The following is a 24,068-nucleotide window of genomic DNA, read 5'->3' as shown; positions in this document are numbered from 1 at the left end:
GTGTCCGGATTTTTCCCATGGACATGACCATGACAGAATCTACCGCCATCACTGTACCCAGTGTTTCCCCTCCCTTGTTGAAACAGAGCCTGCTGGCTGAACTGATCGGCCAGGGTTACTCGCTGCATCAGGTCGCCTCGGCGTTATTGCGCAAAGCGCTGAGCAAAAACCATCCCGAGCAACACATCGATCCGGATCGAACCCTGCTTGCGACGCCCCTGCGCGAATCCGATCCCTTGCAGAGCCCCTCCAGAGCCTTCGCCTACGAGTCCCTGACTCACGCCTTTATCCAGCACTCCCTGCACAAGACCAAGGCTGATTATCTTGACGGGGAGCACTTCCTGACCCGATCACCCGAAGCCGTCCCGCCGATTCTGTTGCCGGTGAGCATGGACGACATCACTTCGCTGATGAACGATCACGCCCCGTTTCTGTTCCTCGAATACCAGCAGCGCCAGCTTGATTACTGGAACGAATCGCCCGGCAGCCGGCCACGCTGGCAAGAGCTGTCCGATCTTTTGTGTTCGGCTGCGAATGTGCAGACGGCCAGCGGCTGGGGCGCCGACGATTGCGCACTGGCACGATTTGTCGCGCAGCACCCGGACCGGGCCGGACGATCGGGCGTGAACAGCGATTACGTCGGGCTCAAGGCCTGCCTGATGGATATCGACCTGGTCGAAGGCGACGACAGCACACACCTGATCATCGCCGGCGCGCTGGTGCTGACCGCGACCGTCAAACAGCGGCAACGCGTCTTGATGTACACCGTTGCCGATGGCTATGAGTCATTCGATTCACTGACCGAGCTGGGTGAAACGCTCCCGCAGCGGATCGCCCCGGAGCTGGCCGGTCGCTCACTGAAATGGCGCCTGATCGAACCTGAAGGGAATATTTTCGATGCCGTGGCACAAGCGCTGATCAGCAATCAGCTCGAAGCCATCGAGGCGCTGGATCCCGCCAGCTCGTCAATCAGTGCCCGCGCCGGTTCCGCGCGACAAAGCCGTGCACGTTTCAGTTCGCTCGAGCGAGCCCGTCTCGACAAACTGGAAGAGGTCATTCCCGACTGGTTGCAAGCCGGCTCTGCTGATGATCTGCAAGACTACAGTCGCTACATTGCCGAGCTCGGAACCTTGCGCAACGAATCCGAGAATGGCGTGTTCAAGGAAGACGACATCCCGCTGATCGAACCCTATGCCGAACGCCGGATGCGCGAAGCGATCATCGCCGACAAAAGCGCCACCGGAGCTGCCGACCTGCCTTTTGAACACTTGCGCATCATCGTCACCCACAGCTTCGAAACCGGCGGCTTCACGCTGCCCAACCCGTTTGACCGGACTCACGAAACCCTGGGCGAATTCGCCCTGCAAAACGCTCCGCCCTATCAAGCCACAATCGCCTTCGACAATGGCCGGGCCGTGCCTGCCTGGCTGACTGTGGATTTTCTGAGCGGCATCGCGCAAAAGGTCGACATCGGCGGTCACTACCCGCAAGTGATCAAACGCGCGTTGATTGATGACCCGATCCGTTCGGCTGCGCAAAAGACCCGCTACCTGCGCCAATTGCCGACGCTTCTGCCGCTGCTGGCGCTGGAGTGCAAACTCAAGCAGCAGGGCGGCGTCGATGAACACGGTTATGCGTATGTCTGCCAATTGATGGATGCCATCACCCGCAAACTGCCGACACCCGAACATCCGGTCACCATCCGTCCTCTGGCGTTTGTCCCTCGCCGCCGTTTGAGCCGGCGTTCGGACGTAGTCACCAACATGTTCATCATTTGCCCGCGCGTACACACCCAGGGGCCTTGCCTGCTATACCGTCCGCTGCTGGACACGCCATTGATGCAGTTCGCGTCTTTGCAGAACCTTATGTATGCGCTTTATCAGGATGGCGAATTGCGCAGCTCGGTACTGGCCTGGCTGGACAACGCGGCGCGGAGCTTCGAGTACTCGCAGTACGCCTTCCCGGTCGGTCTGCCCTCGCCATGGATCATCACCCAACTGGGCACCGAACCCTTCATGCACCTCGACCTGACCGGTCCGATCGAACTGGAGAACGCACCACTCCACGGGGACATTCTCGCGTCGCTGTACGCGGCGAACAGTCAGGCGCTGGTTGAACTTGCGAACCGCCAGTCACAGTCCAACAGCGAGCGCCGCTGGGCGCTTCTGACGGACAGTGGCTGGGCAGCCTTCAATGTCGCCGCAAACTTCATGAGCGGCGCGGCGGGCACCGCCGTCTGGGTCTGGCAGACCATCACGCAGATCCAGCAGGCGATCGATGCCCATGAACGTGACGACACTGTGGTGGCCTGGAAATCCACCGGCGATGTGCTGCTGACGCTCGGCATCATCCTGACCCAGCACGTCGTGGCGCGACGCAATCATTCGTGGCTGCCGCGCCTGAAACAGCAGGACGAAGCCGTCCGATTGCCTGCGCAGAAAACAGAACCCGCCCCGGAAGAGGCCACGCCATCCGTCACACTCGATCCAACACCCCTTATCGGAGAAGTGCCTGCCGCACATCTCACTCAAATCGAACAGGGGGCACTGCTGCGACCGGACAACAGCACACGCTTCATCAAGATGCTCGACCGGTTCCAGATCCCCAAACCTGACTTGATCGGCAAACAACCCTCGCCGCACACTCATCTGTACACCCTGAAGGGCAAGACCTGCGTCCAGGTCGGCACGCGCTGGTTCCAGGTCAGCGCCGAAAAAGACGAGCCGGTGCACCTTGTCGATCCGGTCGATCCGCTGCATATCGGCATGGCCGTGAAATATGACGAGACAAACGGACAATGGCACTGGGATCCGAAGTTGCGCTTGCGCGGGGGCATGCCGAAAAGCCGGATCGAGGCCTTCCGTCGCTCCAAAAAGCAGACGATGGACGCCGCCTGGACCAAGCTGGAGCAATTCGAAGCGCGTGAAACCCAGGAAAAAACACGACTTCTGCAAGCGCTGGTATCCCTTCCAAAAGATACCAGCGAGGCCGGATTTGAACGCGCCGCTTCCACTTATCTGGACAGGGCCACGAAACTGGGCAACGACTACACCCAGGCCCTGGCCCAACTCGAACTCTGGCGCCAGTCAGGAGGCGGCGGTTCACTGCATCAGGCCAAACTGATGACGCTGACCCTGGGTCAGCATCGCTGCTTTGGCTCCTGGCTGCGGGTGAAGATGCGGATCTACGCCAAAACCACACAGATATTCGTCGACAGTGTGAACCACCGGACACCGCTACCGCGCAAGCAACAGATCGAGATCGCCACCGTCGCCACCGCGTTGAGCGATCAAATGATTGTCAACCTGGAGACGCTGGATCACTCACTGCAAGTCTTGAGCGGCCATTCGAGCAAGGCCCGGAAGGTGGCAGAGAAGCTGGAGCTTCTACTGCCGGACTTCACCCCGCTGGACCTGAAAGCCAATGAAATCGGCATGTCCTACGAACGCTGTGTCGTGGAGCAACCGGGGGCCGCCATGAATGAAGCCCGCGTCGCGATCGGGATCATTACGGCCACCGCTGCCGACGCTGCTCATGAGTTGAGCCTGCTGAGCAAAACAGAGGTGGCGGCGGATGGGCAGCCGGCACGTATCGAACGTTTGTCGCGATGGAACGACCTGTTCGCCAGTCTCGGAGAACGCGTCGAACAGCTGCCCGCCGAGCACCCCGGTCAGTTCGTCCAGGCAAGGCTCGACAGGATCCGCGAACTGATCGGCGAATTCCGTGCGGTCGCCCGCGAGCGCCTGACCACGGAGTTGCCCGAACCGCAAGAGCGACCGACGCCCGTCAAGTCCCGGCCGCAGCCGTCCACATCGCAGTCCAAAGTGAAAATCACCAAGAGTCGTCCACGCCCTGAGGTGGACGAACAGGCTTCGACCGCCCCGGAAGGCGACGCCGACAGCGAGACCGCATTCGTCAAATTTTCCACCCAACGGCCCGAACCGAAAGCGCCTGCCGATGACGAAGACCTTATTTCATCAGCCATGCAGCTTGCAGCAGACATCGACCGTTTCAACCGCAAGACCCGCGAGGACGCCAGGCGGCCAGGGCGTATTCCCGCAGACATCCGCGACATGTTCGAGCAGCAGGTCGAACGCCTCAAAAAAGCGGCCAGCGATGTCGACGAAGCGATCATCCGCAGAAAAAACGCGAAAAAGGATCCGTGGCCCGTCACTTCGTTGAGCGGCGATCTGCGCGAAGCTGCCACCCGCACCCACGCTGAAGGTATTGCGGCCTATGCGGCCATGCTTAAACAACGCAAACCTCGGGAAGCCTACTTCCTTTGGCTGCACGACCATGGGCAGCTCAAGGTCAGCAAGGATCCACGCGGTCGTATTCGCACCCGCCATCGCGGAGACTACTTCCAGGAGTATCGAATTCTCGACAAGTCCCGGGCGGACAAGCCGTTGTGGGTGGCGCATTTCCACTACGACCAGCTCAAGGATGCCGATGAGCAGTACACCATCGCCCATCTGAAACCGGCCGATGCCTATCTGCAGACGCTCGATGAAAAATCCCGTCAGACACTGAGCACCTTCGATGCCGTCGATAATGCACTACGGCGTATTGTCGATCCGCAGGTACGCGATCTGTTCCTCAAACCACAGCCGGAGCCGGAGCCGGAGCCGGAGCCTCAACCGAAAGACGAATAACGGCGCCACACTTCATGCAAACGGACCAGAGCCGACTCGATCGCCGGCTCCGGTACCGCCGCAAAACCCAGCACCAGGCCGGCACGCTGATCGAGCGGCGTCGTCGAATCCGGCAGCCAATAATTGCTCAGGCCATGGATCTCCACCTCCACGCTGGCGGCCTGTTCGATCAGTTGTTGTTCGCGGGCCACGCTGTCGACCGCCACGGTGAGATGCAGTCCGGCCGACACCGCCGGCAGTTCGCCGACACCCGCCAGGCCTAGCGGCCAACCGTTGATCAAAGTGTTGCGCCGGCTCAGCGCTGCCCGGCGCATCCGTCGGATGTGCCGCTGGAAATGCCCGGCTGCCATGAACTCGGCCATCACCGCTTGAGTGCTCACTTCGGAATGCCGGACATCCACCGCCCGCCGCTGCGCAAAGGCTTCCACCAGTCCCGGCGGCAACACCAGATACCCCAGGCGCAGCGCCGGGAACGCAACTTTGCCGAAAGTGCCGACGTACAACACGCGACCCTGGCGGTCGAGCGCAGCCAGCGGGGCCAAGGGCGCGCCGGTGTAGCGATACTCGCCGTCGTAGTCATCCTCGACGATCCAGCCGCCGGTGCGCTCGGCCCAGGCCAGCAGTTCCAGGCGTCGCGCCAGACTCATCACCACCCCCGTCGGGTACTGATGAGACGGCGTGACATAAGCCACCCGGCAATCTTCGGCGGCCGCCAGTGCCGCGCAGTCGATACCCTCTTCGTCCACGGCAATACCTTGCAATCGACCACCGGCCAGCGCAAAGGCATGACCGGCTGCGCGGTAGCCGGGATTCTCGATACCGACCCCGGCGCCCGGCTCCACCAGCAACTGTGCACAAAGGCTGATTCCCTGTTGCGCGCCACTGGTGATCACAATTTGCTCAGCCGAGCACTGCATGCCGCGCGAACTGCGCAAATAAGCGGCAATCAGACCGCGCAGGCGCGCATCGCCTGCCGGATCGCCGTAACACAGTTGCTGCAAATCGGGTTTGCGCCAGAACGCCGCGTTCAGCTTGGCCCAGACGTCGAAAGGGAACAGATCGAAGGCCGGAACACCGACCCGGAATGCTCGCGGCGGACCGCTTGGTGGCGTCGGTAAATGATTCTGCTCAAGCCGCTGCAACGCGCCGCTGTGGATAACCTTGCTGGATAAATCCCCAGTGGAATTGGCCGAAATTGTGGATAAGGCTGTGGGTAAGCTTGTTGAAAACCCTGTGGATACTTTTGTGGATAATTTTTTCGCGGGCGCCAGCGATTGCGGCAACTGCGCCACATAAGTGCCGTCCCCGACCCGGCCTTCGATGAAACCTTCGGCATACAGCTGATCGTAGGCACGTACCACGCTGTTGCGGGAAATCCCCAACGCTGCCGCCAGATCGCGACTGGCCGGCAGGCGCGTGCCGCTGGCCAGGCGCCCGTCGAGAACCCGCAGGCGCAAGGCCTGGTAGAGCTGGCGGCTCAAGCCTTTGCGGCGGTCGAGTTCGATACCGGCAGGGTTGAACGGCAGCGACAGCGTGGTCGAATCGGGCATGACAATGGACCTATGAAATTGGTCATCAATGGCTCTTACAACAGACCAATAGCCTGCCTACGATGCAGGCATTCGCCAAGAAAATTTTCTCCATGTACACGCCCCGCGCCTTTGCCATCGACGACTTGTCCCAACTGCACGAACTGATCCTCGCCACCCGCCTCGCCATTCTGGTGACCCACGGCGAACAAGGCTTGCAGGCCAGTCATGTGCCGGTGTTGCTGCATCGCGAACAAGGTCCGAACGGCACGCTGTACGGGCATCTGGCCAAGGCCAATCCGCAGTGGAAAGACCTGCGCGACGGCGCCGAGGCCCTGCTGATTTTCCCCGGTGCCGATGCCTACGTCAGCCCGGGCTTTTACCCGAGCAAGGCCGAGCACGGCAAAGTCGTGCCGACCTGGAACTACGTCGCCGTGCACGCCTACGGTCACGCCGAAACCTTCAGCGACGGTGGTCGCCTGCTGGATATCGTCAGCACCCTCACCAATCGCCATGAAGCGGGCCGCGCCCAGCCCTGGTCGGTCGACGATGCCCCGGCCGATTACATCGACGGCATGCTCAAGGCCATCGTCGGGTTCGCCATTCCGATCGACCGCCTCGAAGGCAAGCGCAAGCTCAGCCAGAACCGCAGCGCCGAAGACATCGCCGGCGTGCGCGAAGGCCTGTCTGCCAGCCCCGACATCAACGATCAAACCCTCGCTCACTTGATGCGTTAAGGAAATCACCATGAGTCAGATCGACATCCGTCCGGTCAGCGCCGCCGATCACGCCGCCTGGCTGCCGCTGTGGCAGGCCTACCTGCGCTTCTACAACACGGAATTGCCGGACGCCGTCAGCCAAAGCACCTGGCAGCGCTTTCTCGACCCGAACGAACCGACCCACGCCGCCCTCGCCTGGGCCGACGGCAAAGCGGTGGGCATGGTGCATTTCATCTACCATCGTTCGAACTGGAGCATCGAAAACTCCTGCTACCTGCAAGACCTGCTGGTGGAGCCGCAAACCCGTGGCACCGGCGTCGGTCGCCTGCTGATCGAACATGTCTACGCCACGGCCAAGGCCGATCGTTGCTGCAAGGTGCACTGGCTGACCCACGAAACCAACGCCACGGCGATCCAGCTCTACGAGCGCATCGCCGAGCGCCCGGGTTTCATCCAGTTTCGCAAAGCCATTTAAGGAGCCACATGCATGACGACTTCCCTCGCCGACTGGAAAGGTGTGCCGCCGCCCTCCACCACCCTGATCGAAGGCCGCTTCATCCGCCTCGAAAAGCTCGACCCGGCGCGCCACGGCGACGACCTGTTCAACGCCCTGCAAGGCCCCGGCGCCGACCCGAAACTCTGGGATTACTTGCCCTACGGGCCGTTTCCGGAACGCAGCGTCTTCAATGACTGGCTGAACAACCACGCGGCCCACAGCGACCCGTATTTCTTCAGTGTCATCGACCGCGTCAGCGGCCAGGTGCAAGGCATCCTCAGCCTGATGTCGATCGTCCCGGCCCAGGGCCGCATCGAAATCGGCCACGTCACCTTCGGCGCCCCGATGCAGCGCTCGCCGAAAAGCACCGAGGCGGTCTACCTGCTGGCCAAAGAATCCTTCGCCCTCGGCTACCGCCGCCTCGAATGGAAATGCAACAACGGCAACGCCCGCTCCAAATACGCGGCCGAGCGCCTGGGCTTCAGCTTCGAAGGCGTGTTCCGCCAGCACATGGTGGTCAAGGGCCAGAACCGCGATACCGCGTGGTACTCGATTCTGGACTCGGAATGGCCGGCGATTGCGGCGGGGTTCGAGCGCTGGTTGAGCGATGAGAATCAGACGGCCGATGGGCAGGTGAAGGGGTTGGTCGAGTGCCGCGGTTGAGCCAGTGAACGTAAAAGAGCGCAGCCTGCGGCATCTCATTCAAGCGATGTCCAAGGCTGCGATTTCGACTCTTCGCCACCGTCGGATCTGCAATGAATTGCAGATGAACGTCCAAATCTGAGGCCTGAACTGCAAAAGAATGCACATAGTCCGTACATCATTCTGTAAAAACCCTCAGCTATACAGAACGCCCCGCTTATAACAAAAAGGACGTTCTGCCCATGCCCTTCCCGCCCCAGCGACTGTCGTTTGCCATTGCCCTGCTGATCGCCACCAGCGCCGCCCACGGCAAGACCGTGCAGATCGACACCGCCACGACGGCATCGCAGACATTGGGTGGCGGCGACACACTGACGATTTCGGCGCCGGGCAGCATCACCAACAGCGGCAAGGCTGTGAGCCTCAAGGACGGCACCAGCGGCGTCGGTGTGATCATCGATAACGCCGGCAAGATCATTTCCAGCGGCGGCCGGGCTATCGACAGCAGCGGCGATCTGACCCAGGCACGCAACTACGCGATCTACAACCGCAGCGGCGGGCAGATTCTCGGTTCCAACGATGCGATTCGCATCGACAGCAACTTTGTCAGCGGCAGCCTGTTGATCGACAACAGTGGCACCATTCGCTCGACCACCGGCCAAGGCCTGGATCTGGATGCGTTGCGCAGCGACGGGGTAAAAACCACGATCATCAACCGCGCGGGCGGGCTGATTCGTGGCGACGCCAGCGACGGCATGAAGACCGGCGCCAATGCGACCATCAGCAACTACGGCGAGATCTCCACCGGTGACTCGCACAACGCCGACCAGAAGTTCGACGGCATCGATATCGACACCGCGACCGGCGTCAGCGTGACCAACTACGGCGTGATTTCCGGCGGGCGGCATGGCATCACCACTGACCTGGGAGCGACGCTGGTCAACTACGGGCAGATCACCGGGCGCAACGGCTCCGGTTTCGGTTCCGATGGCGACGGCACGGTGATCAACCACGGCACCATCACTGGCGCGTATTCCGGGCTGCAACCCAATGGTGACGGCGACGGCGTGGACATCGACAACATCGCTCACATCGAAAACTACGGCATCATCCAGGGCGTCGGTGCCGGCGGTGTGGACAAGGGTGGTTTCGCCAATGGCAGTGAAGGCATTGCCCTGGGCGGCGGTTACATTCTCAACGCCAAGGATGCACTGATCAGCGGCGCCAACAGCGCCATTCTGGTGGATGACGGCAGCGGCGGTTCGGGGCTGGCGGCCACCACGCTGGAGAACTACGGCACTATCCAGGGCCTCGACGGCTTCGGCGTGAAATTCGTCGGAGAGTTCGCCGACAGCGTGATCAACGGCGGCACGATCAGCGGCAGCAACGGCCTGGCGCTGGACCTGGGTGGTGGCAATGACAGCCTGACCCTGCGCAGCGGCAGCCGCTTTGTCGGCGTGGTCGATGGCGGCAGCGGTTACGACCGCGTAGTGATGGATGACGCAGCCGGCGGCAGCTTCGGTGCCAGCCGCAACTTTGAATGGCTGGAAGTCAAGCAAGGCGCCTGGACGCTCACCGGTAGCGGCGACTTCAGCGACGGCGGTGCCGTGCGCAGCGGCGCCACGCTGATAAACCAGGGCGGTATCGCCGGCAACCTGACCGTGGACGCCGGAGGTGTGTATGCGGGTGGTGGTTCGGTGGGCAACCTCAACGTGAATGGCACGTTGCGTACTGACTCCCGCCTCGGCACCGCGACCGTCGCGCACGACTTGAACATGGGCAGCGCATCCACCCTCGCCTACGGCGTCAACGCCGATGGCAGCAGCGCGCCAGTCCAGATCGGCGGCACGGCCAACCTCAACGGCGCAACGCTGGCGGTCAATCCCGGCAGCGGCACTTATCCGTGGCAGAGCCATTACACGGTGCTGCAGGCAGCGCGGGTCAACGGCACGTTCGGCGCGGTCACCAGCGACTACGCGTTCCTCACACCGACCCTCGCTTACACGCCAACGCAGGTCGACCTGACTTACACCCGCAATGACGTGGCGTTCAATGAATTCGCCGCCACCGGCAACGGCAGCAATGCCGCCAACAGCCTGGCCTCGATCGGCAAGAACAATGCGCTGTACAACGCCCTGCTCAACACCACGCAATCCAGCGCCGGCGCGGCCATCGAGCAACTGGCCGGCGCCAGCAACGCCAACCTCACCAGCGCCACTCTCGGCGCCAGCAGCCAGGTCGGCAGCAGCATGCTCTCGGCCATGCAGCAAATGGGTGGCAGTCCCGGCATGATGGTCGGTCTTGATCAGCGTGATACGCCGATCCTCGCGGCTAACGGCGTTCCGTCAGAAGCGCGAAACCTTAATGACCCGAACGCTCGGGGCCGGCTCTGGCTGCAGGCCATCGGCGGCTACGGCAAGCTGGATGGCGAACACGGCAGCAGCGGTCTGGAACAGCGCACCAAGGGCAGCGTGCTCGGTGCCGACTGGGCACTCAATCCACAATGGCGTCTGGGCGTGCTCGGCGGCTATTCGAAGACCGACCTTGACGCCACCGGTGTCGACGGCAATGTCGAGAGCTGGCACGCCGGTGTTTATGCGCTGCATCAAAACGGCCCGCTGGCCCTGCGCCTCGGCGCGGCTTACAGCGGCCATCAGGGCGAAAGCAAACGCACCATCGCGTTCAATGGTTTCAGCGATCGCCCCAAAGGTGATTACGACGCCGACAGCCAACAAGCCTTCGCCGAACTCGGCTATGCCATGGGCAGCGGCCGACTGAGCGCCGAACCGTTCGCCAGCCTCGGCTACCAGCGCTATCACCGCGAGCGCTATCAGGAAAAGGGTGGCGCGGCGGCCTTGCAGGTCGACAGCCAGACCCAGGACAACTTCAGCAGCACCTTCGGTGTACGCCTGGCGCACCTCAGCTCGCTGGACAATGGCATGAGCCTCACCCCGCGCATGGCCGCCGGCTGGAAGCACACCTACGGCGATGTCAGCAGCTCGACCCGTCAGGCGTTTGTGGTCGGCGGCACGGCGTTCAGTGTCGACGGCAGTTCGCTGGATCGTGACAGTCTGGTGCTGGAAGCAGGGCTGGATCTGGGCGTTTCCGCGCGGCATACGCTGGGCCTGGGATACAGCGGCGAGATTGGCAGCAACAGCCGTAATCACGGGTTGATCGGGCAGTGGCAGATGAGTTTTTGAGATTTCGCCAATCCGGATTTCAGCGGGAGCTGTAGGTAAAGGCGTCTGGTCGATCGGGTAATCATGGCGGGTTCATTACCTGCCAGCGCTCGGGCTACAAAAGCAGACGTCATCGCCTGCACACGGTTCGGAATTGCCCGGCATCGGCGCACCGGCATCGACTTTTACAGTTTGGCCTCATTTCACCTGAGGCGAACGGAATGCCCATCCAATGCAAATACAAGCTCCAACATCTTGTCCTGGCGGTCGCGCTGGTAGTCGGTTGCGTGGAGTTTTCTATGGCAGAGCAGTCGGAGCCCGACGCGCCCGTCGTGGACGAAGTGAAACCCAAGCCTGCGCGCAAGAAGAAAGAAAAACCTGCTCCGCCCAGTCTCGCTCCAGAGCCACTGCTTGCAGAAAGTATCGCTCCGACGCCAGAAACATTTCCGGTCAGCACTGAGATTCCAGCGGCACCCCTTCCTGCACCCGATGACATTCCCTCCGAGAAAGTCGCCACGACGCAAAGCGGCAGCGCACTCAAAGAAAGCCTGGAAAAACCAGCGCCCTTACCGGAATCGGTTCTGGCCGAAACGTCCGCAGCTCAACAAACCGAAGTGGTAGACCAGCCGCCGTCAACGGATTCCCCTCTACCTCCGGGGAACGCAGCCATCGAAGCCCTGCTCGCTGCCGACGAAACTACGGCCGCCCTCGCCTACGATCAACTGGCCGGCGGCAACAACGCCAACCTCGCCAAGGCCACCTTGAGCAGCGTCACACCGGTCAGCGCCAGCCTGCTGTCGGCCATGCACCAGCTCGATAACCTGCATGAAAACCAGCCAAACGCACCGCGCCACGCGGCCGGAAACGCCGAGAGCGGCAGGGTCTGGCTGCAGGCCCTCGGCCACAGCGGGAAACTGGATCGCGATGTGGAGCCCATGCAGCATTCCACCAAAGGACTGCTGATCGGTGCGGACTGGCGGCTCGACGAAGACTGGCGACTGGGCTTGATGGGCGGCACCTCCGGCACGCGCATGGACAGCAAGGAGCTGGACGGCGATCTCGACAGTTGGCACCTCGGTGCCTACGCCTTGCGCCAGACCGGCCCGCTGTCACTTCGGTTAGGCGTAGCCTGGAGCAACCATGAAGGCAGTACCCGCCGCAAAGTCGCGTTCGGCCGCTTCCATGACCGACTGAAAGGCAACTACCAGGCCACTACCCAGCAAGCGTTCATCGAGTCGGGATACAACCTGGGTCAGGCCAACATCAGCATCGAGCCGTTTGCCGGCCTCGGTTATCAACGCTACCACCGCGACGGCTACACCGAAAAAGGCGGGGATGCGGCGCTCCGGGTGGGTGATCAATCCCAGGGCAACTTCAACACCACCGTCGGCCTGCGCATGGCGAAAGTCAGCACGCTGGATAACGGCATGCGCCTCACGCCACGACTCAGCGCGGGATGGAAACATGTTTACGGCGAGACCGACACTAGCACCCGACAACGTCTGGCTACCGGCGGCCGTGACTACACCGTTTATGGCGCAGAGCTGGACCGCAACAGCCTGACGCTCGACACCGGGCTTGATCTGACCGTCTCGGCCAATCACACACTCGGTGTTGGCTTGTCGGGTGAGATCGGTACCGACAGCCGAAACCATGGTGTATCGGGCCAGTGGCGAATGGCGTTCTGAGTCCGGACTGGCTGCTGCCGCAGGTTGCGGCAGCACTTCGAAAGCAAAAAAAAGGGGAGCACATGCCCCCCCGAGGTTTAAAGCGTTGTATCGAGGCTGTTATCTCAGCCTTCGATCTCGATCAGGATTTCGCCCGGGTTCACCCGGTCGCCCTTGGCAACGTGAATGGCGGTGACCTTGCCGGCAATCGCAGCCTGGACTTCGGTCTCCATCTTCATCGCCTCAGTGATCAGCACGGCCTGGCCCGCCTTGACGGTGTCGCCTTCCTTGACCAGCACATCGACGATGTTGCCCGGCATGGTGGTGCTGACGTGACCCGGTGCCGAAGCCTGCTTGCGCTTGCTGCTGCCGCCGCCGACGAATTCGTTGAGTGGTTCGAACACCACTTCTTCCGGCATGCCGTCGATGGACAGGTAGAAGTGACGCTTGCCTTCAGCCTTGACGCCGACACCGGTGATGTCCACGCGGTAGGTTTCGCCGTGAACGTCAATGACGAACTCGGTCGGTACGCCTTCGCCGCCGGCCGAAGCCACCTTGCCCGCTTCCGGGATCGGCAGCAGCACTTCCGGGGTAAGGGTGCCGGCGGCACGCTCTTCGAGGAACTTGCGGCCGATGTCCGGGAACATGGCGAACGTCAGCACGTCTTCTTCGGACTTGGCCAGTGCGCCGATATCGGCACGCAGCTTGGCCATTTCCGGCTTGAGGAGGTCGGCCGGGCGTACGTCGATCACCTCTTCGCTGCCGATGGCCTGACGACGCAGCTTCTCGTTCACGGTGCCAGGCGCTTTGCCGTAACCGCCTTGCAGATAGAGCTTCACCTCGTTGGTGATGGTCTTGTAGCGCTCGCCGGCCAGCACGTTGAAGAACGCCTGGGTGCCGACGATCTGCGAAGTCGGGGTCACCAGCGGCGGGAAGCCGAGGTCTTCACGCACGCGCGGAATCTCCGCCAGCACTTCGCCCATGCGGTTCAGAGCCCCCTGCTCTTTCAGCTGGTTGGCCAGGTTGGAAATCATCCCGCCCGGCACCTGGTTGACTTGAACACGGGTATCGACGGCGGTGAATTCGCTTTCGAACTGGTGGTACTTCTTGCGCACGGCGTAGAAGTACAGACCGATCTCTTGCAGCAGCTCCAGGTTCAGACCGGTATCGAACTCGGTGCCCTTGAGCGCAGCAACCATCGATTCGGTGCCAGGGTGGCTGGTGCCCGAAGCAAAGCTGGAGATCGCGGTGTCGATGTGGTCGGCACCGTTTTCAATGGCCTTGAGCTGGCACATCGCTGCCAGGCCAGCGGTATCGTGGGAGTGGATGAACACCGGCAGCGACTGTTCGGCTTTCAGTGCACGTACCAGTTCACCGGTGGCGTATGGGGTCAGCAGACCGGCCATGTCCTTGATCGCCACCGAGTCGCAACCCATGGCTTCCATTTGCTTGGCCTGGGCAACGAACGCATCGATGGTGTGCACCGGGCTGGTGGTGTAGGCGATAGTGCCCTGGGCATGTTTGCCGGCAGCTTTCACCGCTTCAATGGCCACGCGCAGGTTACGCACGTCGTTCATTGCGTCGAAGATACGGAACACGTCGATGCCGTTGACTGCGGCCTTGGCGACGAACGCCTTGACCACGTCATCGCTGTAATGGCGGTAGCCCAGCAGGTTCTGCCCGCGCAGGAGCATTTGCAGACGGGTGTTGGGCAGCGCGGCGCGCAGTTGGCGCAGACGCTCCCACGGGTCTTCTTTCAGGAAACGCACGCAGGCGTCGAACGTCGCGCCGCCCCAGCACTCCAGCGACCAGTAGCCGACTTTGTCGAGCTTGTCGCAGATCGGCAGCATGTCTTCGGTGCGCATACGGGTGGCGAGCAGCGATTGGTGGGCGTCGCGCAGGATGGTGTCAGTAACGAAGATCTTCTTGCTCATTCTTGTATTCCTCACAGGCCTGCGTGGGCGGCGATGGCGGCGGCGATGGCCAGGGCCAGCTCTTCGGGTTTGCGCTTGATCGAGTAGTTGGTCAGCTCAGGGTGGCTTTCGACGAAGCTGGTATTGAACTGGCCGCTACGGAATTCCGGGTTGCGCAGGATTTCCTGGTAGTACGCGGCGGTGGTCTTCACGCCTTGCAGACGCATGTCGTCGAGGGCGCGCAGACCACGGTCCATGGCCTCTTCCCAGGTCAGCGCCCAGACCACCAGTTTCAGGCACATCGAGTCGTAGAACGGCGGAATGGTGTAGCCGGTGTAGATCGCCGTGTCGGTGCGCACGCCAGGGCCGCCGGGGGCGTAGTAGCGCGTGATCTTGCCGAAGCTCGGCAGGAAGTTGTTCTTCGGGTCTTCGGCGTTGATCCGGAATTGCAGGGCAAAACCGCGATGCTGGATATCTTCCTGCTTCACCGACAGCGGCAGGCCGGAGGCGATGCGGATCTGTTCGCGGACGATGTCGATCCCGGTGATTTCTTCGGTGATGGTGTGCTCCACCTGCACCCGGGTGTTCATCTCCATGAAGTACACCTCGCCCTCGGCGAGCAGGAACTCCACGGTGCCAGCGTTCTCGTAGCCCACGGCCTTGGCTGCGCGCACCGACAGGTCGCCGATGTAGGCGCGCTGTTCCGGGGTCAGTTGCGGGCTCGGGGCGATTTCGATCAGCTTCTGGTTGCGACGCTGGATCGAGCAGTCACGCTCGAACAGATGCACGACGTTGCCGAAGCTGTCGCCGAGGATCTGCGCTTCGATGTGTTTCGGATTGACGATGCATTTTTCCAGGAACACTTCCGCCGAACCGAAAGCCTTGGTGGCTTCGGAAATGACCCGAGGGAAATTCTGTTCGAGTTCTTCGCGGCTGTTGCAGCGACGGATACCGCGACCGCCACCACCGGAAGTGGCCTTGAGCATCACCGGGTAACCGATGCGGTCGCCCTCGCTCAATGCTTCCTCGATGCCGGAGACGTTGCCTTCGGTGCCCGGCGTGACCGGCACACCGGCCTTGATCATGCTGCGGCGCGCTTCGGTCTTGTCGCCCATGCGGCGGATGACTTCCGCCGACGGGCCGATGAATTTGATCCCGCGTTCGGCGCAGATGTCTGCCAGCTCAGCGTTTTCCGAGAGGAAACCGTAGCCGGGGTGCAGCGCATCGCAGCCGGTTTCCACGGCCAGGTTCACCAGCTTGCGCGGGTTCAGGTAACCGGCCAGCGGCTCGGCACCAATGCTGTGGGCCTCGTCCGCACGCTTCACATGCAAGGCATGCCGGTCGGCGTCGGAATAGATCGCGACCGAGCGGATGCCCATCTCGGCGCAGGCACGCACGATTCGTACGGCAATCTCACCACGGTTGGCGATCAGGATCTTTGTTATCACTTGGAGGTTCCCTTGAGCCGGTGGCACCACGACCTGCTAGACCCAGGTCGGCACGTGACCAAATGTTTCAATCTGGTCTCGGCTCCACACTAGCGCTGACAAGGGATTAACAAAAATGAATAAAAATTGGGTCAGGCATAAGTAAAGACTTATAGTCATCGCATCAGCCAATGGCCAGAGTCGTTAGAAAATGCGTAAGTCCTTGATGCGTATGACATTGCGTCAATTGCAGATCTTCAACGAAGTGTGTGATTTACGTTCCTACAGCCGAGCGGCCGAGGAAATGTCGCTCACACAACCGGCCGTCAGCCTACAGATTCGTCAGCTCGAAGAACTGATCGGGCAGCCATTATTCGATTACGTCGGCAAAAAACTCTACATGACCGAAGCGGCCGAAGCACTTCAGCGCGCCAGCCGGGACATCTTTGGCCGACTGGAAAACCTCGACATGCAGCTGTCGGACATGCAGGGCTCGCTGCAGGGCCAGTTAAAGCTAGCGGTGGAATCCAGCGCCAAATACTTCGTGCCGCACCTGTTCGCGGCGTTCAAGCGCCAGCATCCGGAAGTGAACCTGCAGCTGACGGTGGTCAACCGCGGCCAGGTAATCCGCCGGCTCTCCGATAACCGCGACGATCTGGTGATCATGTCGATGGTCCCGCAGGACATGGGTCTGGAGTTCCTGCCGTTCCTCAACAACCCGATCGTCGCCGTGGCGCGGCCGGATCATCCGCTGGCGCACATGGGCCCGCTGCGCTTGCAGGATCTGGAGCCTTACACCTTGCTGATCCGCGAACCCGGTTCGGGTACGCGGCTGGCCTGCGAGGAGTATTTCAAGGAGAAGCGCGTGCACTTCACCCAGACCCAGGAAGTGGCGTCGGCCGAAGCCCAGCGTGAATGCGTGGTGGCGGGTCTGGGCCTGGCGCTGTTGACGCGCCACGCCCTGAACCTGGAGCTGGCGACCGGCGGCCTGGTCGAGCTGCCGGTCGAAGAGTTGCCGCTGTTTCGCAGCTGGTGCCTGGTGCAAGCCAAAGCCAAACGGCTGTCACCGGTGGCGCACGCCTTCCTGGCGTTTATCCGCAGCGAAAGGGTGCAGATCAGCGCACTGGTTGAGCGCTTCGACGGGAAGCTGCCGGCGCTGCCTGCCAGTGATTGATGTCCTCGGGAAAATCGCCGATTTCGGCCTGAAGCTGGCGAAGTTCGAAGCGATCTTCGATGGCGCGGCGAAACTCCATGCGGCGCTGGTCTTCCTGCTGACGACGGGTTTTCGCGGCGCTGTTGCGTTCTTCGTAAGGCTGAGCCATTTCGAGTCTCCCAAGGCGATTACGGGAGTTTCACGATAGGCCCGGGGGATGACGGTTTGGCTTCGTCGGGGTTACAGGCAGATGAATATTGCCTGCACCCCACAACAATCAGTCATCCAGCGCTTTCACCGATTTTGGCGACAGCCGCAAGCTGCGCAGACTGCGCTTGACGCTCTTGAGGTGGTTGACCAGGCTCGGCCCGCGCGCCATGGCCACGCCCATCGCCAGCACGTCGATCACCACCAGGTGAGCGATACGCGAAGTCAGCGGCGTGTAGATTTCTGTGTCTTCGTGAACGTCGATCGCCAGGTTGACGGTCGACAACTCGGCCAGCGGTGTCTGGCTCGGGCACAAGGTAATGAGCGACGCACCGCTCTCGCGAACGAGGTTGGCGGTGATCAGCAAATCTTTGGAACGGCCGGACTGGGAAATGCAGATCGCCACGTCGGTCGGCTTCAGCGTCACCGCCGACATCGCCTGCATGTGCGGGTCGGAATACGCCGCCGCCGTCAGCAGCAGACGGAAGAACTTGTGCTGCGCATCCGCCGCCACCGCGCCCGACGCACCAAAACCATAGAATTCGACGCGCTGGGCCTGGGACATCAACGTCACCGCCCGCTGCAGCTCAAGAGGATCGAGCTTCTCGCGAACCTCCATCAGCGTGTGCAACGTGGTGTCGAAGATTTTCAGGCTGTAGTCGGCGACGGAATCGTCTTCATGGATCGCGAACTGACCGAAGCTGGCGCCGGCCGCGAGACTTTGCGCGAGCTTGAGTTTCAGATCCTGGAAACCGGAACAACCGATGGCCCGGCAGAAGCGCACGATGGTCGGCTCGCTGATGCCGACGCTGTGAGCCAGGTCGGCCATGGAACTGTGCATCACTGCCGCAGGGTCAAGCAGCACGTGGTCGGCGACCTTGAGCTCCGACTTGCGTAACAGGTGACGTGACTGGGCGATGTGTTGCAGCAGATTCAAGGGGCTGGACTCTTGTTATGGAAAGATGTGCTTTGGCCAGATGCCAGGGATGTAGCAAGCTTGTAGTTATACTACATGAATCGGCTTTTTGCCTGCTCAATGCGTAACCGGATCCCCCCGGATCAGGCGAGATGCGCTGCATGTAGCCCTTTACAGCGGTTTTTCCTGTTCACGCAGCAACGCGGCAAGGCCGACCGCCTCCACCGGACGACTGATCAGATAGCCCTGCACCTCATCGCAACCTTCAGCTTTCAGAAACGCCAGCTGCTCGGATCGCTCGACACCTTCGGCGACCACTTTAAGTGACAGCCCATGAGCCATCGCAATGATCGCCCGGGTGATCGCCGCGTCTTCGCTGCCCTCGCCCAACCCGCGAATAAAGGCCTGATCGATCTTCACGTAATCCACCGGAATCCGCTTCAGATAGCTCAGCGATGAATAGCCGGTGCCAAAATCGTCGATCGCCAGTTTCACCCCCAGATCCCGCAACTGCTGGAACGTGGCGATGATGTGTTCGACGCTGTCGAGCAGCTGGCTTTCGGTCAGTTCCAGTTCAAGGTAATGCGGCGCCAGGCCGGTTTCCTCCAGCACTTGGCGCACCAGACTGACCAGTTTGCCCTGGCGCAGTTGATGAACCGACAGGTTCACCGAAACCCGGATCGGCGCCAGCCCCTGACGCTGCCATTCGCACGCCTGCCAGCAGGCCTGACGCAGGACGAACTCGCCGATCGGCCCGATCAGCCCCGTCTCTTCGGCCAGACCGATGAAGTCCCCCGGCGGCACCCGCCCCATGGTCGGATGATCCCAGCGCACCAGCGCTTCCGCCGCGTTGAGACGGCCGGTCCCCAGACACAGCTTCGGTTGATAGAAGACCTTGAGCTGCTTTTCCTCGATGGCTTTGCGCAGCTGGTTTTCCAGTTGCAGGCGCTCCAGCGTGCTGGCCTGCAGACTGTCGGTGTAGAACTGGAAGTTGTTGCCGCCCAGGTGCTTGGCATGTTGCATGGCCATGTTCGACTGACTGACCAGTGCGGAAATCTCCCGGGCGTTGTCCGGCAGCATGCTGATGCCCATTGAGGCACTGACTACCAGCTCATGCCCTTCCACGGTCAACGGCAGGCGCAGCTTGCTCGACAGTCGCGTGGCGACCCGCGCCAGGCTCGACAGGTTGCCGTAGGCGTCGAACAGCACCGCGAACTCATCGCCGGACAGCCGGGCAATGGTGTCGGCTTCCGGCAAGGCGTTGACCAGCCGCCGAGACATCTTTTGCAGCAATTGGTCCGCGATCTCGTGGCCAAGGCTGTCATTGAGCAGCTTGAAGCGATCCAGATTGATGTGCAGCAGCGCCAGACTCCGGCGCCCGCCCTGTCGCACGCGCTGATGGGCTTCGTGCAGGCGTTCGCGGAACAGCGAGCGATTGGCCAGGCCAGTGAGCTCGTCGTAGTGGGTCAGGTAGCGCATGCGCTCTTCGGATTCACGGCGCGCCGACAGATCGGCGAAGAAGCCGACGATATGGCTGACATTTCCCCGACCGTCGCGCACGGCATTCAGTTGCAGCCATTGCGGATACAGCTCGCCGTTCTTGCGGGTTTCCACCAGTTCGCCCTGCCAGCTGCCGTGCTGCTCCAGCGCGTGGCGGATCGCGACGTAGTGCCGGCGGGCGTCGCGGCTGCACGGCAATTCGACGACGTTGCGCCCGAGCATGTCGTCGATGTCATACCCGGTGACCCGGCTGAAGGCCTGGTTGATGGCGATCAGCGAATAATTCGGGTCGAGGATCACGATGCCTTCGCTGGCGGCCTCGAACACCGTCGCCGCCAATTGCTGTTGGGCTTCCAGACTTTTGCTGACGCTGATGTCACGGCGGGTGCCAACCATCCGGATGACGCGCCCGCTCTCGTCGCGCTCCACCGCCCGTCCACGGTCTTCGATCCAGACCCAGTGGCCGTCGCCGTGGCGTACGCGGTATTCGATCTGATAATCCTCGGTGCGCCCCTTCAAGTGCTCGGTCAGCGCGCGTTTGAGCGGCGGCACATCATCCGGGTGCAGCCTTGGCCGCAGATGCCTGAGCAGCCCGGTGACGTATTGCGGGTCAAGGCCGAACAGTTCCTGAATCTGTGTGTGGTGAACCTCGTCGGTCTGCAGGTTCCAGTCCCACAGCCCCAGCTCACTGGCCTTCAACGCCAGGGCCAGGCGCGCCTCGCTTTTGCTCAGCGCCTGGTTGGCGACATCCAGCTCTCGGCTGCGCTGGGCGACCCGATCCTCCAGCTCGACCTGCGCCTCGCGCAGCTTGCCCTCGGCGCAACGCCGCTGCTCGATTTCCTTCGCCAGCTCCTGATTGAGCTGTTCGCTGCGGGTTTGCGTTTGTTGCAGGTGCTCGATCAGGTGCTGGTTCTGGAAGCGCCGCAGCAAACCGCGATCGATCAGCCGATTGACCTGCCACGCCACCACGCTCAGGGAGCCGAGCAGGATCAGCCCGAGCCAGCCCCAACCCCGCGCCAGTTCGTCACCGCCCCAGAACAGGTAGCCGATGGCCGGCAGCAGGCACGGCAAGGTAAAGGAAAGAAACGCCGGAATGCTCACGGCGTAAGCCACGCTGGCCGACAGGGTCGCGGCTCCGATCAGGCCGAACACCCAGGCCTGCTGCATGAAGTTGTCGGCCGGGACCAGCGCGATGCCGACGCCGGCCAGGGTCAGGCCGGTCATGGTCGAGCCGAGCAGGAACATGCGCCCCCAGATCGGCTGGGCCTGGCGATCGGGAATCGCCGAGTCGAACGCGGCGACCTGAATCACCCGCAACGCCACCAGCGACAACAGCCACACCAGCCAGACGCTGACCACGAAGTAACGCTGCGGGCTCCAGAGCAGAGCGGCGCAGACCAGACCGTTGATCAACATGAACAGGGTGGGCAGCAGCGAACCCTGATAAAGAAGGCGCGTGCGCTCGACCGCCATCTGGGTGGCGTAAAGCTTGCGGATCACCCGAGGCTCCACGGAGGGGCCCGACAGGTCGAAGCTGAGGGTCATAGGCAACGTTCTTGTTCTTATAAGTGTGAGCATGCGCCCGGAAACGTGGACGGAGCATACACAAGCCGAACCACTTGCCAAACTGCCCCAGATCATAATTTCACCGAAACTTTTCCCCCGCCCAGCCCCCACCAAAGCCCTGAGCTCAGGCGGGCCAACGCCTGTAGCCGGTGACCGACCGGTCGTCATCGGCAGCACTTTCATCGGCTAATGCAAAGCTCGGTTTGCCCGGGCCTGCGGCGCACCCTAGAATGCCCCGATGCGCGATGATCTCTCCCTTCTGCTGAACTCCCTCAACGATGCCCAACGCCAGGCCGTAGCGGCTCCCGTTGGTCGTCAATTGGTCCTGGCCGGTGCCGGCTCCGGCAAAACCCGAGTGCTGGTGCACCGTATCGCCTGGTTGATCCAGGTCGAGAACGCCTCGCCCCACTCGATTCTGTCGGTGACCTTCACCAACAAGGCCGCTGCCGAGATGCGTCACCGCATCGAGCAGTTGCTGGGCATCAACCCGGCCGGCATGTGGGTCGGCACCTTCCACGGCCTGGCGCACCGCCTGCTGCGGGCGCACTGGCAGGAAGCCGGGCTGAGCCAGACTTTCCAGATTCTCGACAGCGACGACCAGCAACGCCTGGTCAAGCGGGTGATCCGCGAGCTGGGGCTGGACGAGCAACGCTGGCCGGCCCGTCAGGCCCAGTGGTTCATCAACGGGCAGAAAGACGAAGGTCTGCGTCCGCAACACATTCAAGCCAGCGGCGATCTGTTCCTGGCCACCATGCGCGGCATTTACGAAGCCTACGAGGCGGCATGCCAGCGGGCCGGCGTCATCGATTTCTCAGAACTGCTGCTGCGCGCCCTCGACCTGTGGCGCGACCACCCGGGCCTGCTGGCGCACTACCAGAAGCGTTTCCGACACATTCTGGTGGACGAATTCCAGGACACCAACGCCGTGCAGTACGCCTGGTTGCGTCTGCTGGGCAAGGGCGGCGACAGCCTGATGGTGGTCGGCGACGACGATCAGTCGATCTACGGCTGGCGCGGCGCGAAAATCGAGAACATCCACCAGTACTCTTCCGACTTCCCGGATTCGGTGACCATCCGTCTGGAGCAGAACTACCGCTCCACGGCCGGCATCCTGAAAGCCGCCAACGCCCTGATCGCCAACAACACCGGACGTCTGGGCAAAGAGCTTTGGACCGATGGCGGCGACGGCGAAGCCATCAACCTCTACGCCGCCTTCAACGAACACGATGAAGCGCGCTACGTTGTCGAAACCATCGAAAGCGCGCTGAAAACCGGCCTGGCTCGCAGCGATATCGCGATTCTCTACCGCTCCAACGCCCAATCGCGCGTTCTTGAAGAAGCCTTGCTGCGTGAACGCATTCCGTACCGCATCTATGGCGGCCAGCGCTTCTTCGAGCGGGCGGAAATCAAGAACGCCATGGCCTACCTGCGTTTGCTGGAAGGTCGCGGCAACGATGCGGCGCTCGAGCGGGTAATCAACGTCCCGGCGCGTGGCATCGGCGAAAAAACCGTCGAAGCGATCCGCGACCATGCACGCCACAGCGATGTGTCGATGTGGGAAGCCATGCGCCAGCTGGTGGCCAATAAAGGTCTGACCGGTCGCGCCGCCGGTGCACTCGGTGCGTTTATCGAGCTGATCGAGAACCTCGCCGCCAAGTGCGCCGAGATGCCGTTGCACCTGATGACCCAGACCGTCATCGAGCAATCCGGACTGATCGCCTACCACGAAGCGGAAAAAGGCGAGAAAGGCCAGGCCCGGGTAGAAAACCTTGAGGAACTGGTCAGCGCCGCGCGTAACTTCGAGAACACCGAAGAAGACGAAGAGCTGACGCCACTGGCGGCATTCCTCGGCCACGCGTCGCTGGAGGCCGGCGACACCCAGGCCGACGAGCACGAAGACAGCATTCAGTTGATGACCCTGCACAGCGCCAAGGGCCTGGAATTCCCTTACGTGTTCCTGGTGGGCATGGAAGAAGGCCTGTTCCCGCACAAAATGAGCCTGGAAGAGCCTGGACGCCTTGAGGAAGAACGGCGTCTGGCCTATGTCGGCATTACCCGGGCGATGCAGAATCTGGTGATGACCTATGCTGAAACCCGACGCCTGTACGGCAGCGAAACCTACAACAAGGTGTCGCGTTTCGTACGGGAAGTACCGAAAGGCCTGATTCAGGAAGTACGCCTGTCAAACAGCGTCAGCCGACCGTTCGGCGGCAACCAGTCGATGGGCGGCAGCAACCTGTTCAGCGGCAGCGAGATTCCGGAAACCGGCCTGAGCCTTGGCCAGGCTGTCCGTCACTCGATCTTCGGCGACGGCGTGATCCTCAACTTCGAAGGCGCCGGCGCCCAGGCCCGGGTGCAGGTGAACTTCGCCGAAGGCAGCAAGTGGCTGATGCTCGGGTACGCGAAGCTGGAAGCCATTTAAGAGCAGCCCGTCGTTGCTCATCGTTCCCACGCTCTGCGTCACTGTGGACGCGGAGCGTCCATGGCGGCGTTACCACGCAG

General features: G+C 61.9%; 14 protein-coding genes. 8 read left to right on the top strand and 6 right to left on the bottom strand.

Going from position 1 to position 24,068, the window contains the following annotated elements; all coding sequences use genetic code 11:
- Positions 1-29: 29 nt before the first annotated feature.
- The gene (locus CAF80_RS10610) at positions 30-4,652 is read left to right on the top strand and encodes a dermonecrotic toxin domain-containing protein (RefSeq protein WP_085667443.1); all 4,623 of its coding nucleotides are present in this window, start codon (positions 30-32) and stop codon (positions 4,650-4,652) included.
- Here the strand turns inward: CAF80_RS10610 and CAF80_RS10605 are convergent.
- Positions 4,634-6,202 carry a PLP-dependent aminotransferase family protein gene (locus tag CAF80_RS10605; RefSeq protein WP_085667330.1) on the bottom strand — a complete coding sequence of 523 codons (1,569 nt, stop codon included), beginning with the start codon at positions 6,200-6,202 and terminating at the stop codon, positions 4,634-4,636. The genes CAF80_RS10610 and CAF80_RS10605 overlap by 19 nt on opposite strands.
- Before the next feature lie 92 nt (positions 6,203-6,294).
- Between CAF80_RS10605 and CAF80_RS10600 the strand changes: the two genes are divergently transcribed.
- The 5 genes from CAF80_RS10600 to CAF80_RS10580 all read left to right on the top strand — a co-directional run bounded on the left by CAF80_RS10600 (position 6,295) and on the right by CAF80_RS10580 (position 12,905).
- Positions 6,295-6,918, top strand: coding sequence for an FMN-binding negative transcriptional regulator (locus CAF80_RS10600; protein ID WP_085667442.1), 624 nt, complete (start codon positions 6,295-6,297; stop codon positions 6,916-6,918).
- A 10-nt stretch (positions 6,919-6,928) separates the two neighbouring features.
- A complete protein-coding gene (locus CAF80_RS10595) occupies positions 6,929-7,375 on the top strand; it encodes a GNAT family N-acetyltransferase (RefSeq protein WP_039765078.1) in 447 nt (148 codons plus the stop codon).
- A gap of 12 nt (positions 7,376-7,387) precedes the next feature.
- Positions 7,388-8,059, top strand: coding sequence for a GNAT family N-acetyltransferase (locus CAF80_RS10590; protein ID WP_085667329.1), 672 nt, complete (start codon positions 7,388-7,390; stop codon positions 8,057-8,059).
- A 221-nt stretch (positions 8,060-8,280) separates the two neighbouring features.
- Positions 8,281-11,238, top strand: coding sequence for an autotransporter domain-containing protein (locus CAF80_RS10585; protein WP_085667328.1), 2,958 nt, complete (start codon positions 8,281-8,283; stop codon positions 11,236-11,238).
- Positions 11,239-11,516: 278 nt separating this feature from the next.
- Positions 11,517-12,905, top strand: coding sequence for an autotransporter domain-containing protein (locus CAF80_RS10580; RefSeq protein ID WP_371916410.1), 1,389 nt, complete (start codon positions 11,517-11,519; stop codon positions 12,903-12,905).
- Positions 12,906-13,009: 104 nt separating this feature from the next.
- Here CAF80_RS10580 and oadA read toward each other — a convergent pair whose 3' ends face one another.
- Entirely contained in the window at positions 13,010-14,818 is a 1,809-nt protein-coding gene (gene oadA / locus CAF80_RS10575; protein ID WP_039765069.1) for a sodium-extruding oxaloacetate decarboxylase subunit alpha, read from the bottom strand.
- An 11-nt stretch (positions 14,819-14,829) separates the two neighbouring features.
- Positions 14,830-16,245, bottom strand: a complete 1,416-nt coding sequence (locus CAF80_RS10570; protein ID WP_007954255.1) for an acetyl-CoA carboxylase biotin carboxylase subunit — start codon at positions 16,243-16,245, stop codon at positions 14,830-14,832.
- A 190-nt stretch (positions 16,246-16,435) separates the two neighbouring features.
- On the opposite strand from CAF80_RS10570, the gene CAF80_RS10565 reads away from it, so the two are divergent.
- The gene (locus CAF80_RS10565; protein WP_039765068.1) at positions 16,436-17,398 is read left to right on the top strand and encodes a LysR family transcriptional regulator; all 963 of its coding nucleotides are present in this window, start codon (positions 16,436-16,438) and stop codon (positions 17,396-17,398) included.
- Here CAF80_RS10565 and CAF80_RS10560 read toward each other — a convergent pair.
- The 3 genes from CAF80_RS10560 to CAF80_RS10550 all read right to left on the bottom strand — a co-directional run bounded on the left by CAF80_RS10560 (position 17,340) and on the right by CAF80_RS10550 (position 21,545).
- The gene (locus CAF80_RS10560; protein WP_074689891.1) at positions 17,340-17,546 is read right to left on the bottom strand and encodes a PA3496 family putative envelope integrity protein; all 207 of its coding nucleotides are present in this window, start codon (positions 17,544-17,546) and stop codon (positions 17,340-17,342) included. The two genes, CAF80_RS10565 and CAF80_RS10560, sit on opposite strands and share 59 nt — an antisense overlap.
- A 108-nt stretch (positions 17,547-17,654) precedes the next feature.
- A complete protein-coding gene (gene hexR, locus CAF80_RS10555) occupies positions 17,655-18,521 on the bottom strand; it encodes a transcriptional regulator HexR (protein ID WP_007954250.1) in 867 nt (288 codons plus the stop codon).
- A gap of 150 nt (positions 18,522-18,671) precedes the next feature.
- Entirely contained in the window at positions 18,672-21,545 is a 2,874-nt protein-coding gene (locus CAF80_RS10550) for a GGDEF domain-containing phosphodiesterase (RefSeq protein ID WP_085667326.1), read from the bottom strand.
- A 259-nt stretch (positions 21,546-21,804) separates the two neighbouring features.
- On the opposite strand from CAF80_RS10550, the gene uvrD reads away from it, so the two are divergent.
- Positions 21,805-23,988, top strand: a complete 2,184-nt coding sequence (gene uvrD, locus CAF80_RS10545) for a DNA helicase II (RefSeq protein WP_007954248.1) — start codon at positions 21,805-21,807, stop codon at positions 23,986-23,988.
- Positions 23,989-24,068: the final 80 nt, after the last annotated feature.

The organism is Pseudomonas sp. B34(2017), assembly GCF_002112915.1.
Classification (GTDB): Bacteria; Pseudomonadota; Gammaproteobacteria; order Pseudomonadales; family Pseudomonadaceae; genus Aquipseudomonas; species Aquipseudomonas pharyngis.
This window is presented reverse-complemented; position numbering and strand designations above follow the sequence as displayed.

Bases quoted from the DNA above. Each gene is read 5' to 3' on its own strand.
- CAF80_RS10610 (WP_085667443.1), top strand. From the start codon at position 30: ATGACAGAATCTACCGCCATCACTGTACCCAGTGTTTCCCCTCCCTTG.
- CAF80_RS10605 (WP_085667330.1), bottom strand. From the start codon at position 6,202: ATGCCCGATTCGACCACGCTGTCGCTGCCGTTCAACCCTGCCGGTATC.
- CAF80_RS10600 (WP_085667442.1), top strand. From the start codon at position 6,295: ATGTACACGCCCCGCGCCTTTGCCATCGACGACTTGTCCCAACTGCAC.
- CAF80_RS10595 (WP_039765078.1), top strand. From the start codon at position 6,929: ATGAGTCAGATCGACATCCGTCCGGTCAGCGCCGCCGATCACGCCGCC.
- CAF80_RS10590 (WP_085667329.1), top strand. From the start codon at position 7,388: ATGACGACTTCCCTCGCCGACTGGAAAGGTGTGCCGCCGCCCTCCACC.
- CAF80_RS10585 (WP_085667328.1), top strand. From the start codon at position 8,281: ATGCCCTTCCCGCCCCAGCGACTGTCGTTTGCCATTGCCCTGCTGATC.
- CAF80_RS10580 (WP_371916410.1), top strand. From the start codon at position 11,517: ATGGCAGAGCAGTCGGAGCCCGACGCGCCCGTCGTGGACGAAGTGAAA.
- oadA (WP_039765069.1), bottom strand. From the start codon at position 14,818: ATGAGCAAGAAGATCTTCGTTACTGACACCATCCTGCGCGACGCCCAC.
- CAF80_RS10565 (WP_039765068.1), top strand. From the start codon at position 16,436: ATGCGTAAGTCCTTGATGCGTATGACATTGCGTCAATTGCAGATCTTC.
- CAF80_RS10560 (WP_074689891.1), bottom strand. From the start codon at position 17,546: ATGGCTCAGCCTTACGAAGAACGCAACAGCGCCGCGAAAACCCGTCGT.
- CAF80_RS10550 (WP_085667326.1), bottom strand. From the start codon at position 21,545: ATGACCCTCAGCTTCGACCTGTCGGGCCCCTCCGTGGAGCCTCGGGTG.
- uvrD (WP_007954248.1), top strand. From the start codon at position 21,805: ATGCGCGATGATCTCTCCCTTCTGCTGAACTCCCTCAACGATGCCCAA.